Raw genomic sequence first — 17375 nt, 5'->3', positions numbered from 1 at the left:
ATGAACGGGCGCAAGGAGAATCAACAGCCACCCGGGAATGGCCTCATCGCTATTCTCGGGGCTGGTTCTCTTGGCCAACTATGGGCGGGCTATTTACCGACCGGTAAAGTCGCCTTCGTGCCCAGGCCCGGCTCCACCGCAGAACCACTGGCCTATAACCTCGAACGATTCGATGGTTCTGTACATCCCGTTTCCGTGCCATGGCTGAACAACCCCGAAGAAAACCCCTCGCTGCTGCTGGTAACGACCAAGGCAGGCGACACTTTGAGCGCATTGGAGCCGCATCTGCACGACCTTCCTCCGGACACGCCCATTGTGCTATTTCAGAATGGCATGGGTAATCAGCAGGCTGTCGCAGAGCGCTGGCCACACCACCCTGTGCTGGCAGCCAGCACAACCGAAGGCGCTAACCGCCCGAAGCCCGGCCATACGGTCCACGCCGGCAAGGGAGAAACCTGGGTTGGCGCCATCACAGAAAAGGCGAGGCCGCATTTAACGCCGACAGTGCAGGCTCTCGCCACCAGTGGCCTGACTATCCACCCGGAAGCCGATATTCACCAGAGACTTTGGGACAAGTTGGTGATCAATGCCGGTATCAACGCCTTTACTGCGATTCTCAATTGCCGCAATGGCGACATCCTGAACCAGCAACTCTACCTTGAGCATATCGACGCCCTGTGCACCGAAATGGCCGCTGTCCTCGCCGCCGAAGGCTGCAGGCCATTGGCGCCCGAAACCATTCGTCAGCGTATTGAAGCGGTTGCCCGAACTACCGCAAAGAACACATCTTCCATGCTGAGTGACCGGCAACAGGGCCGGCCCACAGAAATTGATTTCATCAACGGCTATATCGCGCGCCGGGGCCGGGCGCAGGGAATCGACGTGCCAGTGAATCAGATGCTGACGGATCAGGTACGAAAGCTACCCCAATCACCAATCAGACCTTGAAGGCTTCCACAAGCCGCTGCAGAGAGGCCGTCAATTGAGACATTTCACGGGAAGACGCCAGTGTCTCTTCGGCATTTTCTGCCGTTTTATGGCCCAACACGCTAATCTGCTCAACGTTGGTATTGACGTTTTTCGCTACTGCAGACTGCTCTTCTGCGGCCTGGGCAATCTGGTGACTCATATCCACGATGGTCGAGATTCCCTGGGCAATTCTGTCCAGGGCCTCGGTGACCTCAGAGGACTTCCTGACGGTAGCTTCAGTCACGTCATGGCTGTTGGTCATGGCGGAAACAGCTTCCTTGACACCGCTTTGCAGGCGGGAAATCATACCTTCAATTTCTTCCGTGGACTTGTGGGTACGCTGGGACAACGAACGCACCTCGTCCGCAACCACGGCAAACCCACGGCCCTGCTCCCCGGCACGGGCTGCCTCAATGGCGGCGTTCAGGGCCAACAGGTTTGTCTGCTCGGCAATCGCTTTGATTTCCACTAACACCTGGCTGATGTTGTCGCTGTCCGCGTTAACCCGGTTTATTACCCCAACCGCAGCGGAAATTTCAGTGGCAAGACGGTTAATGGTTTCGACGGTATCGGCGACCACTTTGCGTCCCTGCTCGGTGTCCTGCTCGGCCGCACCGGCGCTGTCAGCCACCCTGTGGGCACTCTCTGTCACTTCATGGACAGCCTCCACCATCTGGCTCATGGCTTCGTTAATCTGCCCGGACTCCTCCATCTGACGGGCTACCGCCTCGCTGTTGGCGGCGGCAGTGTCATTAACCCGAATTGCCTGGCGATCCACATCCGATGTCGTCGTGCTGACAGACCGGATCAGTTCGGCAATCCGGTCTGTCATGCTGTTGAACTCGGTGGTCAGTTCACCCAGCTCGTCACGGTTATCCAGTTCGATATGGGCCGTCATATCGCCCGCCGCCACGTTACGGGCCGCCTGGCTGAACCGGTTGATCGCGGTGCGTACTGACATGAAGAAACCGACGTAGAGATACACCACCACCAGCAGCACGATCACAAGGGCGACAACAATGAACTGGCGCTGACGAATCTCGCCATTCAGACGTGCATTCAGGTTTTCGCTGACCACATCGAATATACCCGCGGTCAGGGTCTCGTAATGAACGAGCTGATTCTCAACCGTGCTATTGAATTCCTGCCATGGCAGTTCCAGCCGCATGGGCGTAATCACATTCGTATCGAGCTCATTCCGAATGTCGATCAGGCTACCCTTAATACCTTTAGCGGCATTCCCGGACTTTTCCGCCAGTGCAGGCGATGTATCGATTGCCACTGCAAGCGCGGGACCAAGAAGCGAAGCGCGGTTGGTCAGCTGGTCGTAGATTTCATTCAACACATCACTGAGGCCGTAACCCACCTGCCCTTCCACCAGTGCAAAAATGCCAAACGATCGGGCCCGTCCGATAATACTTTCGGCATCTGGCAGAGCCTCACGCAGAAGCCCAAGCAGCAGCAGGTTTTCCCGCGAAGCGTCCTGACCCAGGCCGGAAATTTCAATGGTTGCGGAGAGCATGGCACGGACCTTCTGCACAAACTCCTGGTAATACTTGAACTGGGGATCAATATTGCCCTGATAGCTGTCGGTTGATTTCAGCGTTTGCCACTCTTCCCGCAGCATAGCAACCTGTTCAGCCCAATTGCCGGAGGTATCAAACTCTGCATCAGCTTCGGCCAGCTCCTCCAGAATGCGGTCAATCTGCCGGCCCGACTGATCCGACCTGGAAAGCAGCTCGCCGTTATCCTTGGTCTTTCCGGGTGCCCGGAAATCGCGGTAGTCCAGTGAGGCCTGCAGCAGTGAATCGACTTTCTCAAGCTGTTCCAGGCCTTCGACACCCCGGGTCATGGTTTCCACCGACCGGTTGAGCTCACTGATGACCAGCCAGGAAAGAGCGACAATGGGGAGCAGAAACAGAATGCTGATCAGGCTGAATTTGTAGAACATCGGAAGCCGGTTCATCAACGACACTGCCGGCTTGATAAGCTGATTCACATTTACCCTCACTCAAGGCGTCGAAAAAAGAAACGTTATTCTATTTGTTTATATTGTCGACTAAAGTACTACAAACTTGAGTGTTTTTCGGCGTATAAATGTAATTTTTGTTAAAACATCAACGCTATAGAACCCCCGCGATTACCAGCAGAGCAAGCACACAGATCCATACCAGCATGCTGCGGTTCAACAGGTCGCGGGTGGCCTCCAGACTGCGACGGCCATAATTTGCCCACTCGTCCGGGTGGATCTGCGAAAACCGTCCCGGGTCCAGCGCATAGCCCGTCAAAGCGCCATTCGCCGCCGCCATCAACACCTGATCTGTTTTCAGCGACAGGCCGGCCAGAACACGTTTCCCCTCGCTCATCCAGCCGGCAAGATCTCCGGCCAGGCCAAACGTGAACGACAGAATGCGACTCGGCAACCAGTTCAGCACCTCTGCCAGCATGGCAAAACCAGGCCTGGCAGCGGCCTGCGGCCAGTGATCACGCAATGCGATAACCCCGCGTACCAAAAATGCAGCTGCCGGGCCACCAACCACATACCAGAAGGCAACCAGGAAGAAGCGCTCAAAAATATTGACCATCAACGTGCGTGACAGTATCAGGTGCATTTCGTCTGGAGAGACGGCTGAACCTCGCTCTCTGGCTGGTAGAAAATCCTTGATATGATGCCAGGCAGCCTGCATGTCTCCCCTGGCCCAGGACGCACTGTAGGCTTCCAGCGGCGACCGCCACCCGGGTGCCCCCATCAGCATGACCAGAAGAACAAATTCCAGAGGGTAAGCGGCCATTCTCCAGCCCACTTCCCCCAGGTACCACTCCCCGGCAGCAAGTAATGCAGCTGGCACGGCAACCATGACCAGCCCCTTCCATTTCACCGATTCTTTCCCGGCCGGTACTTTACTGTTTGCGCGAAAGGCAGCTCGCCAAAGAGAATCCCCGGACCAGGCATTCGCCGCGTCCAGCTTGCGCCTGGTCAGGTATGCGAGTAAAAACACGACCAGTACCATCAGCCCATCCCTCCTGATTGCTGCCGGGCATCCAGCATCTGCCGGTAATGAGCCCAGTCAAACGCCGGGCCGGGGTCGGTTTTTCGGCCCGGTGCAATATCACTGTGGCCGGTAATTCTGTCCGGGGCAATTTCCGGCCAGGCCGCCATGATCAGCTGCGACAGGTTTACCAGAGTTCTGTACTGGGCTGAGGTGTAGGGAATGTCGTCCGCACCTTCGAGTTCAATTCCTATCGAGAAGTCGTTGCACTCCTCTTCACCCCGAAAACAGGACCGGCCCGCATGCCAGGCCCTGTCCAGGAGGCTAACGAACTGTACCGGTGAACCGTCGCGGCGAATCAGCAAATGCGAAGAAACTTTCATTTCGGCAATGGTTTCAAAATAGGGGTGCGCGGAGGTATCAAGCTGATTGCAGAAAAACTGCTCTATGGCATCGCCACCAAACTGCCCTGGCGGCAGACTGATGTTATGTACCACCAGCAGGGAAATAGCAGCACCTTCTGGCCGCGGGCCAAAATTGGGCGACGGGCACCATCGGGCCGCGGCTACACGCCCGGTAAGGCGTAGCTCGTGAGCCAGGTGATCAGCAGGGTCAAGGGGACAACGGGATGCGTTCTGTTCAGACAATGTGTTTCCAGCGAGCCGACGGCGGACGATCCACAACCATCCGCCTTTGTTACGTTTGTGCCTGTGATTGAAGCACAAAGTGGCCCGCCTTGCTATCCAGTCAGTCGCCGGTCAGTCCTTGCGACTGCTGCGCAGGTTATCGATGATGGACTCCAGGGCGCGGTCGAAAATCAGGCCATCGTCGAGCATGGTGATTTCTTCCGCCGCCAGGGCTGAGGCCAGATCCTCACGCTGGTATTCCGCCACTTTTGCACCACTGCGATTGACAAAAATATATTTTCCGGTCGCCTTGATAAAAGCCGCCAGTTTGCAGCGGATCTTGCTACTGTCGCGGATCAGTTCGATCCAGGAACCGACACGAAGGCTGTCGGCTCGGTCCAGCCATTGTAAATCGAGACTTTCGGCCTGAGCCGGTTCAATGATTTCCTGAGTCTGTACTACAGCTTCTGCCGGCTGAGCTTCCTCGGGTTCGATAAGCTGTGCGTCTTCCGGCTCGATAACAGGAGGCTCCGCCTCGGGCGCTGCTGTCTGCTCCGGCTCTTCAACCGTCTCCGGGCGCCGGGACGTGGTCACTAGGCGCTGAAATACGTCAACGTGAGCCAGCTCAAGGTCGCGAATGGCTGCGTCGGTCGCAAACGGATCCCAGGCTATTTCCTGTAATGCCGACCTTAATCCATCCACGATGCCGGGAATTGCCCGTAGCAATTCGCTGCGGGTATCGTCTTCAATCGGCTTTGGATCGACACTCCAGACCAATCGGCGAGTCAATGCAGTCGCTGCCTGCCAGCGCTCACTGTCTTCGCCCTCGCGCAACACGATCCACTGCAGGTACTTGGACCAGGCCTCGTTCAACAGGGTGACGACCTGGGGCGGCAGGTCCCGGCTGGTCATCTGCTCGTTCAGCAGCGCTTCCGTAGCTTTCGAAGCCCTTTCCTGTTTGGCCCGGCCCTCTTCAGCATCACGGAGCCGCTGCTCCACCAGCTCCCTCCGGCGGCGGTCCAGATCCATGAAATGACCAAAGTCGCTGAGCAGCTCGCTGAATATCTCCACGTTGTCGGTAAATTCGTTCAGCACACGATCAACAACAGATTCAATTTTTTCCCGTAAAGGATCACGCTGGCCCGTTTTTTTCTCAGTCCAGCCAATAGCGGACATTGCCAGTTCGTTGAGAAGCTTCCTGACCGGGTGCCCGCCGCGATTGAAGAAATTCTTGTCACTCAGGGCCACTTTCAACACCGGAATTTGCAAGCGGCCGATTACCGCTTTCATGACCGGGTGGAGCTGACGGTCTTCAAGGATAAAATCGAACAGCATGGAGACAAGGTTGATAACATCGCTATCTACCTGGCCGGCATTGAGTCTTCCGCCTGTTTCCGCCCTGAATACCGGCTGCAGTTGCTGGGATAAGGGCACCACTTCGCCCTCTCCCCAATGCACTGATTGCGCCTGAACGTCGCTCAACCGTGACATCAGGGTACTGGTATCCAGCAATCCGGCCCCTGCGGATGGCATGCCGCCTGCATCGCTATGGCCCTGCCCCTGGTGTAGCAGCGCACTGAGTTCTGAAAAAGTGGCATGAGCATTATCGGAGGGCGCCGACAACACCCCACCACCCTGCTCGGGCGCCGGAGCCGATTTACCGGAAGGTGAACGACCACCAACCGGAGCACGGCGCATGTCTGGCAATACGCCTTCAGCAATCAGCGTTTTGTTGGCATCTTTGTAGACATCGCCCAGAACTCCGACCAGCAGACGATCAAACAGCTTCAGCACCACCAGTTTGGCGCGAATGTCGATCTCCAGGTCGGAACAGGCCTCAGCGACACCCCCACAGATGACTTCCGGGCTAAGTGGCATCTGGCTGTCATCAAGTTTTACCGACGATACGAGGTGCGACACCCGGACATTCAGCAGTCTGATTGCTTCGGCGTGCTGATTGCGTAGCTTGTTGATGAGGTTGTCGATCGCTACCTGCTGCTCCAGGTCGGAGTGATCCACCAGGGCCAAAGAATCCTGGTCAACTTCGTCAAGGCTGCCGCTGCCGGCACCAGGTCGGAACGAGCCAATCTCATTGAATGCGCGGCTGACGTATTGCAGCACCGAAACCGTCATGTTTTTGCGACGCAGCCTGAGTTCCCGCATTGCATCAAAATAGGCAGTCTGGTCCTGATTGGTAGCTGCTTTGTCCGCCAGCTCGAAAAGCGCGTCGTCAGCCTTATCAAAAAAACCGGACATCATCGATTTCAGGGACTGCCCGGATACGTCACGCAGGCGCACCAGAGAGCCCGGCAGGGAAAACCTGTCCGGCAACTTCTGGGCTTTAAGACTTACAACCTTGTTATCCTGCGCCATTCGGCTACTCCGGACGTTGACTGGAGAGATGTGTTATTGCACATCTTATGCTCTACCCACGTCACCTTGTGTCAGATTTTGTCACCTTTTGTGTTTAAGTGATGGCGGTCACAGTTTAGCATTCCGGCTTACTTATGTTTGGCGAATCCCTTGCCTGGCTTTAGAATCATCGGCCCGTATCGAATGCGCTACTCAAGACCCTGAAAACCGACCGGAACCAGACCATGATCCCAGCCGAACTGCTTCGTCAGTCCCGTATCGAATCTGTCGCCCAAAGCCTTCGGGAAGATATCGGAGACGGTGATATCACCGCCATGCTGATACCGGAAGACCGGGTAAGCCGGGGGCGGGTTATCACTCGTGAGGAGGCCATCATTGCCGGGCGCGCCTGGGTTGAGGAGGTTTTCAGACAGGTGGATCCGAGGGTTACCCTGACTTGGAACGTCAACGATGGCGACAGAGCAAATCCCGACCAGTTGCTGTTTTCCATGGAGGGCCCGGCCCGCAGTCTGCTCACCGCAGAGCGCTCGGCGCTTAACTGGCTTCAGATGCTCTCCGGGGTCGCCACAACATGTGCCGCCTATTCGCAACGTGTCGCACATACTGGCGTGCAACTGCTTGATACCCGGAAAACTCTCCCCGGTTTACGTCTGGCCCAGAAGTACGCGGTAACCTGCGGCGGATGCCACAACCACCGCATTGGCCTTTGGGATGCGTTCCTGATCAAGGAAAACCATATTGCTGCTTGCGGCTCGATCGCCAACGCAGTCGCGGAGGCGCACAGAATTGCCCCGGGGCGCCCTGTGGAAGTCGAAACCGAAAATTCAGATGAACTGGAGCAGGCGCTTGCCGCTGGGGCAGACATCATCATGCTTGATGAGTTTTCTCTGGCAGACATGAAAAAGGCGGTTGCCCGAACAGCCGGCGCCGCGAAACTGGAGGCCTCCGGCGGTATCAACAACGATACGCTGGTACCGATAGCAGAAACGGGCGTGGATTACATCTCAATCGGAGCACTGACCAAGGATGTGCGGGCCGCGGACCTGTCCATGCGGCTGGAAACCGCCGGCTGAGAGCTCAGGACTGCCCGGATAGCAGGCGGTCCATCTCCTCCAGTTCACGAATCAGGCCGTGACCGGACTCGCTCCTGCCCCGGAAATGCTCTTCAGCCATGGGGGCCATTCCCGATACTTCGGGCAATGAGTGCCCGCTTTCGATCATCACCTTCATGCGGCGAACAAACACAAACTGAAGCCATTGCGTAAATTCCAGGGTATCCACCGCAAATGGCTTTGTGCTTTGCAACGCATCCGCAGGGGGCGGCTCGCTTTCCCAGGCATCGATTCGCCGCAACTCGATCTCGATCTGCAGCAGGCTGTCCGCCACGCGGGTGATATCGTCGGACTCTCTTGACATAGTTAATGCTCAGTCGGCCAGTGGCTCCAGTTCAACCGTTTCGCCGTGAAGCACGCGGTAAAGATCCTCGTATTGCCGCGTCAACGGGTGCTTGGGCGCCATATGAATCAGCGGCTGCCGGCTCTGATGGGATTCCTTCATCTTCACCGAACTGGACAAGCGCACCGGCAGCATCGGCAGCCCCTCGTCTATCAGCTCACGTACCAGCTTCTTGGGCAGGCTGGCACGGGGCTGGAACTGGTTGGCAACAATCCCCTCCACTACAAGATCTTCGTTATGATCTTCCTGCAGTTCCTGAATTTCGTGGAGAATGCTGTAGAGAGCCTGACGGGAAAAATCGTCACAATCAAAGGGAATCAGGCACCGTTGTGCCGCAATCAGTGCCGAACGGGTATAGAAATTTAATGCCGGAGCGGTATCGATATAGATCTCATCGAAGGATTCGCCCAGTTTCTTGAGCGCCTCTCTGAGCTTGTAGATCTTGTGCTTGGCTTCCAGCTTTCGCTCCAGAAAATCCAGCTCCGGGCTGGACGGCATGACAAACAGATTGTCAAAGGGCGACGCGTGAACAAATTCGTCAGCACGACGGTTGAACACCGTAAACGCCACCGTCTGTTCCAGATAGTCTGCAACTGTGTCCTTGAGCTCCCCCGCCGGCTTGCCCAGCAAGTAGTGGGTTGAGTTGCCCTGGGGGTCAAGATCGACGACCAGCGTGCGCTTGCCTCTGGCAGCACTGATGGCCGCCAGGTTACAGGTGATGCTGGATTTGCCAACACCACCTTTCTGATTAAACACTACTCGCCTCATGATTTTCCCCCGACCGTTTCCCTGTATTCGTTCACCCTACCAACCCATTACCGACTTCACGAACGGTATTGTTAGCCGGCGCTGGGCACGCAATGAATTTTCGTCCAGGCGATCCAGCATTGCCAGCAGATCAGCAAGCTTTCGCGGGGCGCGCCTGAGAATAAATGCCGCGACGTCATCGCCAAGGACCAGCCCTCGCTGTTCTGCCCGGGCCATCAGAATCCGGAGCCGGTCATCGTCACGGTTTATGCCCAGCTGAATGGTCAGCCCGTGGCTTAGCCGTGACATCAGATCCGGCAACAGGAACGACAACACGCCAGGCACCTCTGAAAGGCTGACGACCAACAGGCTGCCGCGATCATTGACCCGATTGTACAGATGGAAGACCGCTTCTTCCCAGCTTTCGAGGCCGGCAATGAGATCAAGATCGTCCAGGCAGATTACCGACTGGTTTTCCAACCCGGCCAACGCATCGGGCCCGAACGGCAATAGCTCCTTCACGCTGACACATACAGCACTTTGCTCACGCTGTTCGGCAAGATGGCACACAGCCTGTAAAAGATGACTTTTACCAGTGTCGGAATCGCCACAGACTGCAACAACCGGCACTGGGGACGTTTGCTCACAGGCCTCACGCAGGCGCACCGCTGCGGCTGCATTCCTATCTCCGTGAAAGTTGTCAAACCGGGCGTCATCACGCAGTTTTACCCCCAACACCAGTTGCGAAGCACTCACTGTCTCTTGACCCTCCACGCCCTCAGACTCCAGACCGCGATATAGTGTGCCCCGCTGAACAGCGCAGAAGCAGCTACCAGCAGAGTACCAGCATCAATAACCCAGGGCTGCATCGGAAAACCCGCCAGCAAAATAATGATCGCAAGGGCAACCAGAATCTGTATCAGTGTATTGATTTTACCGGGGATACTGGGCTGCAAATCAAACCGGCCAATGGCGTAGTGGAACGCCAGTCCGCCGCATACAATCAACAGGTCCCGGCCCAGCACCAACCAGAAAAGCCATGGCGGTAAAACGCCGGTCAGGGTCAGCATCAGGTAAGCCGTAATCAGCAATGCTTTGTCGGCCAGGGGATCGGCAATGGCACCCAGCCTGGTCCGCCAATCAAAATGACGGGCAAGAAAACCATCGAATGCATCGGTGGCCGCCGCAACAAAGAATATTAACAGTGCAAAGCGGTATTCCTTGGCCATAAGGGCGGCAGCGAAAGGCGCAATCATCACTATTCGCAGAAACGTGAGGGCGTTGGGAATCCAGCGCCAGCGGTGCGTCATCATGACACGCCTCCCTTTCGTTGCAGCACCCGGAATTTACTCTCCGTTTTCCGAATCAACGATCGAGGCGGGCTGCCAGCGATAATGCAACACCTGGTAGAGTGACTCAAATGCCTGTTCCGACTCCTCTTCATCCACCAGCAACGGCTGATACACGAACAGAGGGTTGGCGGCGCTGTTGCCATTCTCGGCACTGTCTTCTGCCAGGGCGACACCGCCTTCCGGGGCCTGAAGGGCAGACTGGTCAGCTTCTGCCGCATCTGAATCGTTTCCATCGCCGGAGGGAATCCGCGAGACTTCCGCGTCAGAAAGGGGCACCAGGCGCGGATCGAGGGCTATGTACTGTTTCAGTTGTTCCATTTCTCCGGAAAACACAACCCGCAGCTTCAGCTGGTCGTCTCGAGCCTGGGTAGCACCTGCTTCCATTACCGGAGACAGATTCCTGAGTGCACTGCTGACGCGGGCGTAGTCCGTCAGGTTGGTAACACCATGCACTACGATATCCAGCTGCGGCGATTCGCCCACGTCACTTCCGGCTACCGCATAGCGATCCGCAAACATTTCAGCCCAGCGCCCGATAACCTGCGCGGCCAGCTCGTCTCTGGTATCGGCGGTCACTGACTGTTCGGTGCTGTCCAGCCCCATGCCGTCAAAAACCCAGCCAGCACGCCATTGAGACCCTGAACGACTAATCCGCACCAACGACATGAGGTCATGCTCAAGCTCTTCGGACGCACTCCGGACATTGGAAGTAAACTGACCCCAGATATCGGAAAGTAACTCCCGGTCCTGACGGAAGTCAGCAGGAGGCAGGCTCACCGGCAGGCCCCGGTCAACCGCCGCTGCCTCAAAGATCTGCCGCCACTGATCATTCCCGTTACCACCTTCCCCGTCAGAGTGCACGAGGGACCGACGCCCGCTTTCTTCCACGGCGATCCACGCCAGGGTCAGCGGGCGATTGGCGCCCCAGACCGGCGCGTCTATAGACGCCAGAGCACGATTGACCCCGACAGCGCCGAACGACATCCGCAGCCGGTGTCTGCCTTCGCCCGATCGCAGAAACTGATAGGACTGCAACAGCGACTCGGCATCATCCAGCAGTGCATCGATACCTTCACTACCAAGCACCTCTCGGGTACCGGAAACACGCACGAAGACCCGGCTCAAGCCATCCGCATAACCCTGCTCCAGGTCTGCCGTCTGTGAACTTGCCACCGGCACTTCCACCGAGTAGAGCCCGGTTACCGTAACCGCAGCCGCTGGAGTGACCATCAGCACCAGAAGACCGAACAACCCCACTGACCGACGGATTATCTGCGCTGCCTGCATCGAGATTTTTCCTGAATCTGGCATGAAACACCCTGCAATTCGTCTGAATGGCGCATAGGATACACCAAGCCCCCTGGTGTGAGTAGCTAACCCGGATTGCAGAAAGTCAATACAAGCCTTTAACGCCAACACGGCGGCAAACATGGCAATTGCATTTGGAGCGCCACTCCGCACCTGTTAAAATTCGCCGCCTGACCCACTGTCCAAACGGTTAAGCACACCATGAGCGAACAGAAGCCCTCCCTGACCTATCGTGACGCCGGCGTTGATATTGACGCCGGAAACGAACTCGTCGACCGGATCAAGAACACAGCTGCCCGCACCCGCCGCCCGGAAGTGCTCGGCGGGCTCGGTGGTTTTGGCGCCATGGTTGCCATCCCGCAGGGTTACAATGAGCCGGTTCTGGTGTCCGGCACAGACGGCGTGGGCACCAAGCTCAGGCTTGCCATGCAGCTTCAGAAGCACGACACCATCGGCATCGACCTCGTTGCCATGTGCGTTAACGATCTCGTGGTGGGCGGCGCGGAACCTCTTTTTTTCCTTGACTACTACGCCACCGGTAAGCTGAACGTAGATGTGGCGGCCCAGGTAGTTGAAGGCATCGGCGCAGGCTGTGAGCAGGCAGGCTGCTCCCTGGTGGGCGGTGAGACTGCAGAAATGCCGGGCATGTACGAAGGTGACGATTACGACCTGGCCGGCTTCTGTGTGGGCGTCGCCGAACGTAGCGAAATCATCGACGGCAACCGTGTGCAGGCCGGTGATGTATTACTGGCACTGGGTTCATCCGGCCCGCATTCCAACGGTTACTCTCTGATCCGCAAGATTCTGGAGGTCAGCAATGCCGACCTGAACCAGACCATTGCCGACGTAACCCTCGCCGATGCGCTGATGGCGCCGACCCGCATTTATGTGAAAAACCTGCTTCAGCTGGTCCGTGAGGTAGATGTTCGCGCGCTTTCCCACATCACCGGCGGCGGCTTGCCAGAAAACATTCCCCGGGTCCTTCCCAACGGCATGGTGGCGGCTATCGACACTGACAGCTGGAAGCTGCCACCGGTTTTCCAGTGGCTGAAGGATGCCGGTGGCGTCGCCAGTGAGGAAATGTATCGTACCTTCAACTGCGGCGTCGGCATGGTTGTCTGTATTCCGGCGAATCAGCGTGAACTGGCGCTCGATACTCTGAATGCGCTGGGAGAGAAAGTCTGGCAGATTGGCGTCATTGAAACAGCGGAAGACTCTGCGTCCGCGGCATCCGTTCGTTATGCGCCGGGGCTGCTGTCGGTATGAAAGCAGATCCGGTAACCGCACCCCGCATTCTGGTTCTGGCGTCCGGAAGTGGCACCAACCTGCAGGCGCTGATTGACGCCAGCCGTGAGCGTGATTTTCCCGGCCAGATTGTTGCCGTCGGCTGCAATCGGCCCAAGGCTTTTGCCCTTGAGCGCGCTGCGCAGGCAAATATCGACACGTTCATCGTGGACCACACCCTGTATGGATCACGAGAGGAATTCGACGGAGCATTGATGGCGGAAATTCGGCGCCACAATCCGGACCTGATTGTGCTGGCAGGATTCATGCGTATTCTCACCGCGGATTTTGTGAAGGCCTTGCGTGGCATCATGCTGAACCTTCACCCCTCACTGCTGCCGAGGTACACCGGACTGAATACCCATCAACGTGCACTGGAGGCAGGCGACAAGGTCCATGGTGTGTCTATTCACTATGTTACCGAGGAGTTGGATGGCGGCCCCATTATTGCTCAGGCAGAGGTCAATATAACTCCGGAAGATACCCCGGAGTCGCTTGCCGAAAAAGTCCAGCGGAAGGAGCATGTGCTCTACCCCATCGTTGTACGCTGGTTCTGTGAAGGGCGCATTCAGCTTGGCTCCGACTATGTGGTATTCGATGGTCAGCCGCTGAACAGACCTCTGGTTCTTCCGGACGACAGTGCAGCGGCGACAGCCGGGTGACTTTATCGTCATCTCCAGGAGCAATCAGGCGCGTTAGACTGTCCAGAGACAGGTACACCTGCCGTTGAGCAACCGGAGATACACTATGCCCCTGAAATACCGCTCCGCAGTCCTGCCTACCCTACTGGCCTGGGTGCTGCTCTTTAACGCCACACCCCTGCTGGCCGAAGAAGGCACGGGGGAGACTTCTCTCCAGCCCATGGAACTCAGCTACAACGCGTCCATGGACAAAGGCATTTCGCTCAATGGCAGTGCCCGCCGGATTCTGGAACAAAGGGATGACGGCACCTGGCGCTTTCGCACGGATGTGAATTCTTTTATTGCCGATATCGATGAATCCCTGACCTTCCGTTGGGAAAACAATCAGGTGGTCCCCCTGCGTTACCGTTACAAGCTCTCCGGTTTCCTTATCAAGAACAGGGAACAGGCCATTGATTTCGACTGGGACAAGATGGTGGTCAGCGGGCACCACCGTGGCGACAGCTTCTCGTTGCAACTGGAAGAAGGCGCCCTGGACCCCATGGGCTACCAGTTGCAGCTCAGCCAGGACATCAAGGCCGGCAAGCGTGAGATGGAATACCGGGTGATTGACAAGGGCGACTACGACACCGACCGTTTTGCCGTCGTTGATGAAGAAACCCTGAACGCGAACGGTGAGGAAATCAGAACTCTGAAAGCCGAGAAAGTCCGCGACAGCGACAGCAAACGGCAGTCACTGATGTGGTTCGCGCCGGAGCGGGACCACCTGCTGATTCGATTCCTGCAGGTGGAACCGGATGGCAGCGAGTATGAGCTGACCATCGACGAGGCCACTGTCGGCCGCTAATGGCCGCAGCCTAAGCCCGGGTTTCTTCTTTGGTCTCAACTGCAGCCCAGACGGCCTTCACTTCGTCCGCAATGATTCGCAGCCCCGCAGCAACCCGCTCATCATCTTGTGAGTAGGTAACCCGCAAACACTCATGACGATGCTGCCAATCATCTTCCGGCAGCCCCGGGAAGAAATAGTGCCCGGAAACCACCAGCACCCCCCTCTCCTTCAGCCGCTGGTATAACTCCAGGCTGGTAATGGGCAGATCAGGGAACCACAACCAGAGGAACATGGCACCTTCGGGTTTGTGGACATACCAGCGGCAACTGTCTTCGCCCATGGCTTCCCGGAACACGGCAACAGCCCGTTCCATTTTCGCCTTGTAGAATGGGCAAACCACGTCGCGGCTGAGAGACAGGATCTCCCCGGAACGCACCAGAGGCTCCCCGAGCATGGCGCCAAAGCTGCCCGTCGCCAGGTTCATGATGGCGTTGATGCCCGACAAGGCCTTGATAACAGGCTCGGCAGCGATAACGATGCCCGTGCGCACAGCCGGCAGACCGAACTTGGACAGGCTGAGACAAAGAATCACCTGCTCATTCCAGTGCGGCGTGGCATCCACAAACAGCAGGTTCGGGAAAGGTGTGCCGTAGGCCCCATCCACAATCAGCGGGATATTGTGCTGGCGCGCCATGGCTTCGAGCCGGGCCAGTTCGTCATCGGTGACCACGTTTCCGGTGGGATTGGTGGGGCGGGAAACGCAGATAGCACCCGTTTCACCAGTGACTTCAACCGCGTCGAAATCCACGCGATATTTGAACTCGTGGGCGTCGGTAAAAGAAATGTCAGGTTGCACGGCGTGAAACAGCCCGGGTTCGATACCCGCGTCGGCATAACCGATATATTCCGGCGCCAGGGGTAACAGGATGTGCTTGTGCACCCCGTCGCCATAGTCGCCGCCGAACATATTGAACAGCATGAAAAAGGCCGCCTGACTGCCATTGGTCAGGGCAATATTCTCCGGCTTCAGGCCCCAGCCGTACTCCCGGTTCAGCAGCTCCGCCAGTGAGGCAATAAACTGTTTCTCGCCCTGGGGCGGATCGTAGATACCCACCAACCGGCGGGTGTCCCCTTCGCTCCTGGCCATATCCGCCAGTATCTGCTGAACCCGCTCCTGGATTTCGGGAATATGGCCGGGATTGCCTCCGCCCATCATGATCATGTCATCGCCGGATGCCAACGCATTACCCAGGTCATCCATCAGGGACGTAATGCCTGAATCCGCAGTAAATTTTCGACCAAACGAAGAAAGTTTCATGGTGTTTGTCTATACCGGTTCAGAACAGGTTGTAGTCTTAAAGTGTAGGACAGAGCCGGCAGCGTCGCCGGTCAGTCGCTCAGAGAAATGCCGAGGTTGCTCACGCCTTCGTTGGCGGCATCCTCTCGGATACGCTCAACAAACTGGCTGGTCGGGGTTCGCTGGCGCTTGAGGGCAAGTATAAGGTCACGCTGGAAGACCTTGTCTTCTTTCATCAGCGGGTGCTGCTCCAGCAGTCGGACCAGCTCGTCCTCGTCCAGATCTTCGCCCTCGGACAGTTCAATGAAGTTCATCACTGTTGCCGTGGCCATCTGTGACGCTTCGGTTGCGCGATGTTTGCCCGGATTGAGCCGGTTCAGTAATGCCTGTTCCAGTAATTGGCAGAAATCGAAGGCGGGATAAACACCATACGCATCGTAAGCATTGACGTCCGGTGAAAGGGCTTCCAGTTTTGCCAACAGCTGGGGAATGGCCGCCTCGGAAAAGTCTTTTTGCAGCATTTCCCAGCCGAGATCGAGCAACTGGCGCATTTTCGCGCCGGTTTTCAGTTCAACGGCGTCCGCGAACAGAGCATAGTTGGGGAAGGAGCGCTCCGCGAGAGCCATCAGGAAGGTGTATTCCCGCCAGCCCTGCAGTTGTGATACCGCCTTGAGAAACTGGTTGGCATTCACTGTGGATCTCTCCTGATGGTAAAGCCACTCATGTCCGCGGCAGGGTCACACCTGTTTGTCCGAAGTATTTTCCGCCCCGGTCTTTGTAGCTGGTTTCACAGATCTCGTCGGATTCAAAGAAGAGCATCTGTGCCACGCCTTCGTTTGCGTAGATCTTGGCCGGCAGGTTGGTGGTGTTGGAAAACTCAAGTGTGACCTGCCCTTCCCACTCGGGTTCCAGTGGTGTGACGTTGACGATGATGCCACAACGTGCGTAAGTGGATTTACCCAGGCAGATGGTCAGCACGCTGCGGGGGATACGAAAATATTCCACGGTGCGCGCTAATGCGAAGGAGTTCGGCGGAATTATGCAGACGTCACCGGTGTAGTTAACGAAGCTGTTGTCGTCAAAATGCTTCGGGTCCACGGTGGCGGAGTGGACGTTGGTGAAGATCTTGAATTCGTTGCTGCAGCGGACATCGTAGCCGTAGCTGGAGGTGCCGTAGGAAATTACGCGGCCTTTCTCGGTTTCGCGGACCTGATCATATTCGAAGGGTTCGATCATGCCGTGTTCCTGGGACATCCGGCGAATCCAGCGATCGGATTTAATGCTCATGGGTGACGTCTCGTATCCATAAAAAAGAGAGGCGGTAGTTTACCTGTTCACTTAATGGCTGTCGAAGCCTTGAGCGCTGAATTCCACCTCGAACTTGGGGGCTGCGGCTGCGGAGAGGACGGGTTTGAAACACGCCGTTAATACGTCCATGTAGGCTTGAGAAAAACATCCATGTTTTTCACAGTTTCAAACCCGTCCTCTCCGAAGCCGCGATCTG

17 protein-coding genes are annotated in these 17375 nt (G+C 56.8%); 5 read left to right on the top strand and 12 right to left on the bottom strand.

The genetic code is table 11. The features are described 5' to 3' along the window. The gene (locus tag M8010_RS15075) at positions 1 to 948 is read left to right on the top strand and encodes a ketopantoate reductase family protein (protein WP_250092944.1); all 948 of its coding nucleotides are present in this window, start codon (positions 1 to 3) and stop codon (positions 946 to 948) included. On the opposite strand, the gene M8010_RS15070 is transcribed toward M8010_RS15075, so the two are convergent. The 4 genes from M8010_RS15070 to M8010_RS15055 all read right to left on the bottom strand — a co-directional run bounded on the left by M8010_RS15070 (position 938) and on the right by M8010_RS15055 (position 6958). Next, positions 938 to 2968: a methyl-accepting chemotaxis protein gene (locus M8010_RS15070; RefSeq protein ID WP_250092936.1), complete on the bottom strand. Its 2031-nt coding sequence runs from the start codon at positions 2966 to 2968 to the stop codon at positions 938 to 940. The two genes, M8010_RS15075 and M8010_RS15070, sit on opposite strands and share 11 nt — an antisense overlap. A gap of 124 nt (positions 2969 to 3092) precedes the next feature. Then, positions 3093 to 3980: a regulatory signaling modulator protein AmpE gene (gene ampE, locus M8010_RS15065; protein WP_250092934.1), complete on the bottom strand. Its 888-nt coding sequence runs from the start codon at positions 3978 to 3980 to the stop codon at positions 3093 to 3095. Next, positions 3980 to 4558 (bottom strand): 1,6-anhydro-N-acetylmuramyl-L-alanine amidase AmpD, encoded by a 579-nt coding sequence (gene ampD / locus M8010_RS15060; protein ID WP_250093603.1) that lies wholly within the window; start codon positions 4556 to 4558, stop codon positions 3980 to 3982. The genes ampE and ampD overlap by 1 nt, the downstream gene beginning before the upstream one ends. Positions 4559 to 4717: 159 nt before the next feature. Then, positions 4718 to 6958, bottom strand: a complete 2241-nt coding sequence (locus M8010_RS15055; RefSeq protein ID WP_250092933.1) for a DUF1631 domain-containing protein — start codon at positions 6956 to 6958, stop codon at positions 4718 to 4720. A gap of 224 nt (positions 6959 to 7182) precedes the next feature. Between M8010_RS15055 and nadC the strand changes: the two genes are divergently transcribed. Then, positions 7183 to 8031 (top strand): carboxylating nicotinate-nucleotide diphosphorylase, encoded by an 849-nt coding sequence (gene nadC / locus M8010_RS15050; RefSeq protein ID WP_250092931.1) that lies wholly within the window; start codon positions 7183 to 7185, stop codon positions 8029 to 8031. 4 nt (positions 8032 to 8035) lie between these two features. Here the strand turns inward: nadC and M8010_RS15045 are convergent, their stop codons facing one another. Genes M8010_RS15045 through M8010_RS15025 form a run of 5 tightly spaced genes read right to left on the bottom strand, consistent with a single transcriptional unit; the run spans position 8036 to position 11799 of the window. Further along, positions 8036 to 8374, bottom strand: a complete 339-nt coding sequence (locus M8010_RS15045; RefSeq protein ID WP_250092930.1) for a YqcC family protein — start codon at positions 8372 to 8374, stop codon at positions 8036 to 8038. Between the two features lie 9 nt (positions 8375 to 8383). Beyond that, positions 8384 to 9181 carry a ParA family protein gene (locus M8010_RS15040; RefSeq protein WP_250092928.1) on the bottom strand — a complete coding sequence of 266 codons (798 nt, stop codon included), beginning with the start codon at positions 9179 to 9181 and terminating at the stop codon, positions 8384 to 8386. Positions 9182 to 9217: 36 nt separating this feature from the next. Then, positions 9218 to 9916, bottom strand: a complete 699-nt coding sequence (hda, locus tag M8010_RS15035) for a DnaA regulatory inactivator Hda (RefSeq protein WP_250092927.1) — start codon at positions 9914 to 9916, stop codon at positions 9218 to 9220. Then, positions 9913 to 10473, bottom strand: coding sequence for a CDP-alcohol phosphatidyltransferase family protein (locus M8010_RS15030; protein ID WP_250092925.1), 561 nt, complete (start codon positions 10471 to 10473; stop codon positions 9913 to 9915). Before M8010_RS15030 ends, hda begins: the two co-directional genes overlap by 4 nt. A 33-nt stretch (positions 10474 to 10506) precedes the next feature. Continuing rightward, on the bottom strand, positions 10507 to 11799 hold the full coding sequence (locus tag M8010_RS15025) for a DUF2066 domain-containing protein (protein WP_250092923.1): 1293 nt from the start codon (positions 11797 to 11799) through the stop codon (positions 10507 to 10509). A 222-nt stretch (positions 11800 to 12021) separates the two neighbouring features. Between M8010_RS15025 and purM the strand changes: the two genes are divergently transcribed. From purM to M8010_RS15010, 3 genes are all read left to right on the top strand, one after another. Continuing rightward, positions 12022 to 13086 carry a phosphoribosylformylglycinamidine cyclo-ligase gene (purM, locus tag M8010_RS15020; RefSeq protein ID WP_250092922.1) on the top strand — a complete coding sequence of 355 codons (1065 nt, stop codon included), beginning with the start codon at positions 12022 to 12024 and terminating at the stop codon, positions 13084 to 13086. Next, positions 13083 to 13766, top strand: coding sequence for a phosphoribosylglycinamide formyltransferase (gene purN / locus M8010_RS15015; protein ID WP_250092920.1), 684 nt, complete (start codon positions 13083 to 13085; stop codon positions 13764 to 13766). Before purM ends, purN begins: the two co-directional genes overlap by 4 nt. A gap of 85 nt (positions 13767 to 13851) precedes the next feature. After that, positions 13852 to 14592 (top strand): DUF3108 domain-containing protein, encoded by a 741-nt coding sequence (locus M8010_RS15010; protein ID WP_250092916.1) that lies wholly within the window; start codon positions 13852 to 13854, stop codon positions 14590 to 14592. Positions 14593 to 14602: 10 nt separating this feature from the next. Here M8010_RS15010 and M8010_RS15005 read toward each other — a convergent pair whose 3' ends face one another. The 3 genes from M8010_RS15005 to dcd all read right to left on the bottom strand — a co-directional run bounded on the left by M8010_RS15005 (position 14603) and on the right by dcd (position 17158). After that, positions 14603 to 15892 (bottom strand): valine--pyruvate transaminase, encoded by a 1290-nt coding sequence (locus tag M8010_RS15005; protein WP_250092915.1) that lies wholly within the window; start codon positions 15890 to 15892, stop codon positions 14603 to 14605. 71 nt (positions 15893 to 15963) lie between these two features. Next, positions 15964 to 16563 carry a YjaG family protein gene (locus M8010_RS15000; RefSeq protein WP_250092911.1) on the bottom strand — a complete coding sequence of 200 codons (600 nt, stop codon included), beginning with the start codon at positions 16561 to 16563 and terminating at the stop codon, positions 15964 to 15966. Positions 16564 to 16591: 28 nt separating this feature from the next. After that, positions 16592 to 17158 (bottom strand): dCTP deaminase, encoded by a 567-nt coding sequence (gene dcd, locus M8010_RS14995; RefSeq protein ID WP_250092902.1) that lies wholly within the window; start codon positions 17156 to 17158, stop codon positions 16592 to 16594. Positions 17159 to 17375 lie beyond the last annotated feature (217 nt).

Origin of the sequence: Marinobacter sp. ATCH36, from assembly GCF_023555055.1 — a bacterium.
Lineage (GTDB): Bacteria > Pseudomonadota > Gammaproteobacteria > Pseudomonadales > Oleiphilaceae > Marinobacter.
Note: the sequence above shows the minus strand (reverse complement) of the source record. Positions and strands in the feature narration are given on the sequence as shown.

Excerpts from the sequence above, each read along its gene's own strand:
- purM (WP_250092922.1), top strand. The coding sequence starts at position 12,022 with ATGAGCGAACAGAAGCCCTCCCTGACCTATCGTGACGCCGGCGTTGAT.
- ampE (WP_250092934.1), bottom strand. The coding sequence starts at position 3,980 with ATGGTACTGGTCGTGTTTTTACTCGCATACCTGACCAGGCGCAAGCTG.
- M8010_RS15045 (WP_250092930.1), bottom strand. The coding sequence starts at position 8,374 with ATGTCAAGAGAGTCCGACGATATCACCCGCGTGGCGGACAGCCTGCTG.
- M8010_RS15030 (WP_250092925.1), bottom strand. The coding sequence starts at position 10,473 with ATGATGACGCACCGCTGGCGCTGGATTCCCAACGCCCTCACGTTTCTG.
- M8010_RS15075 (WP_250092944.1), top strand. The coding sequence starts at position 1 with ATGAACGGGCGCAAGGAGAATCAACAGCCACCCGGGAATGGCCTCATC.
- M8010_RS15005 (WP_250092915.1), bottom strand. The coding sequence starts at position 15,892 with ATGAAACTTTCTTCGTTTGGTCGAAAATTTACTGCGGATTCAGGCATT.
- M8010_RS15040 (WP_250092928.1), bottom strand. The coding sequence starts at position 9,181 with ATGAGGCGAGTAGTGTTTAATCAGAAAGGTGGTGTTGGCAAATCCAGC.
- dcd (WP_250092902.1), bottom strand. The coding sequence starts at position 17,158 with ATGAGCATTAAATCCGATCGCTGGATTCGCCGGATGTCCCAGGAACAC.
- purN (WP_250092920.1), top strand. The coding sequence starts at position 13,083 with ATGAAAGCAGATCCGGTAACCGCACCCCGCATTCTGGTTCTGGCGTCC.
- M8010_RS15025 (WP_250092923.1), bottom strand. The coding sequence starts at position 11,799 with ATGCAGGCAGCGCAGATAATCCGTCGGTCAGTGGGGTTGTTCGGTCTT.
- M8010_RS15055 (WP_250092933.1), bottom strand. The coding sequence starts at position 6,958 with ATGGCGCAGGATAACAAGGTTGTAAGTCTTAAAGCCCAGAAGTTGCCG.
- nadC (WP_250092931.1), top strand. The coding sequence starts at position 7,183 with ATGATCCCAGCCGAACTGCTTCGTCAGTCCCGTATCGAATCTGTCGCC.
- M8010_RS15010 (WP_250092916.1), top strand. The coding sequence starts at position 13,852 with ATGCCCCTGAAATACCGCTCCGCAGTCCTGCCTACCCTACTGGCCTGG.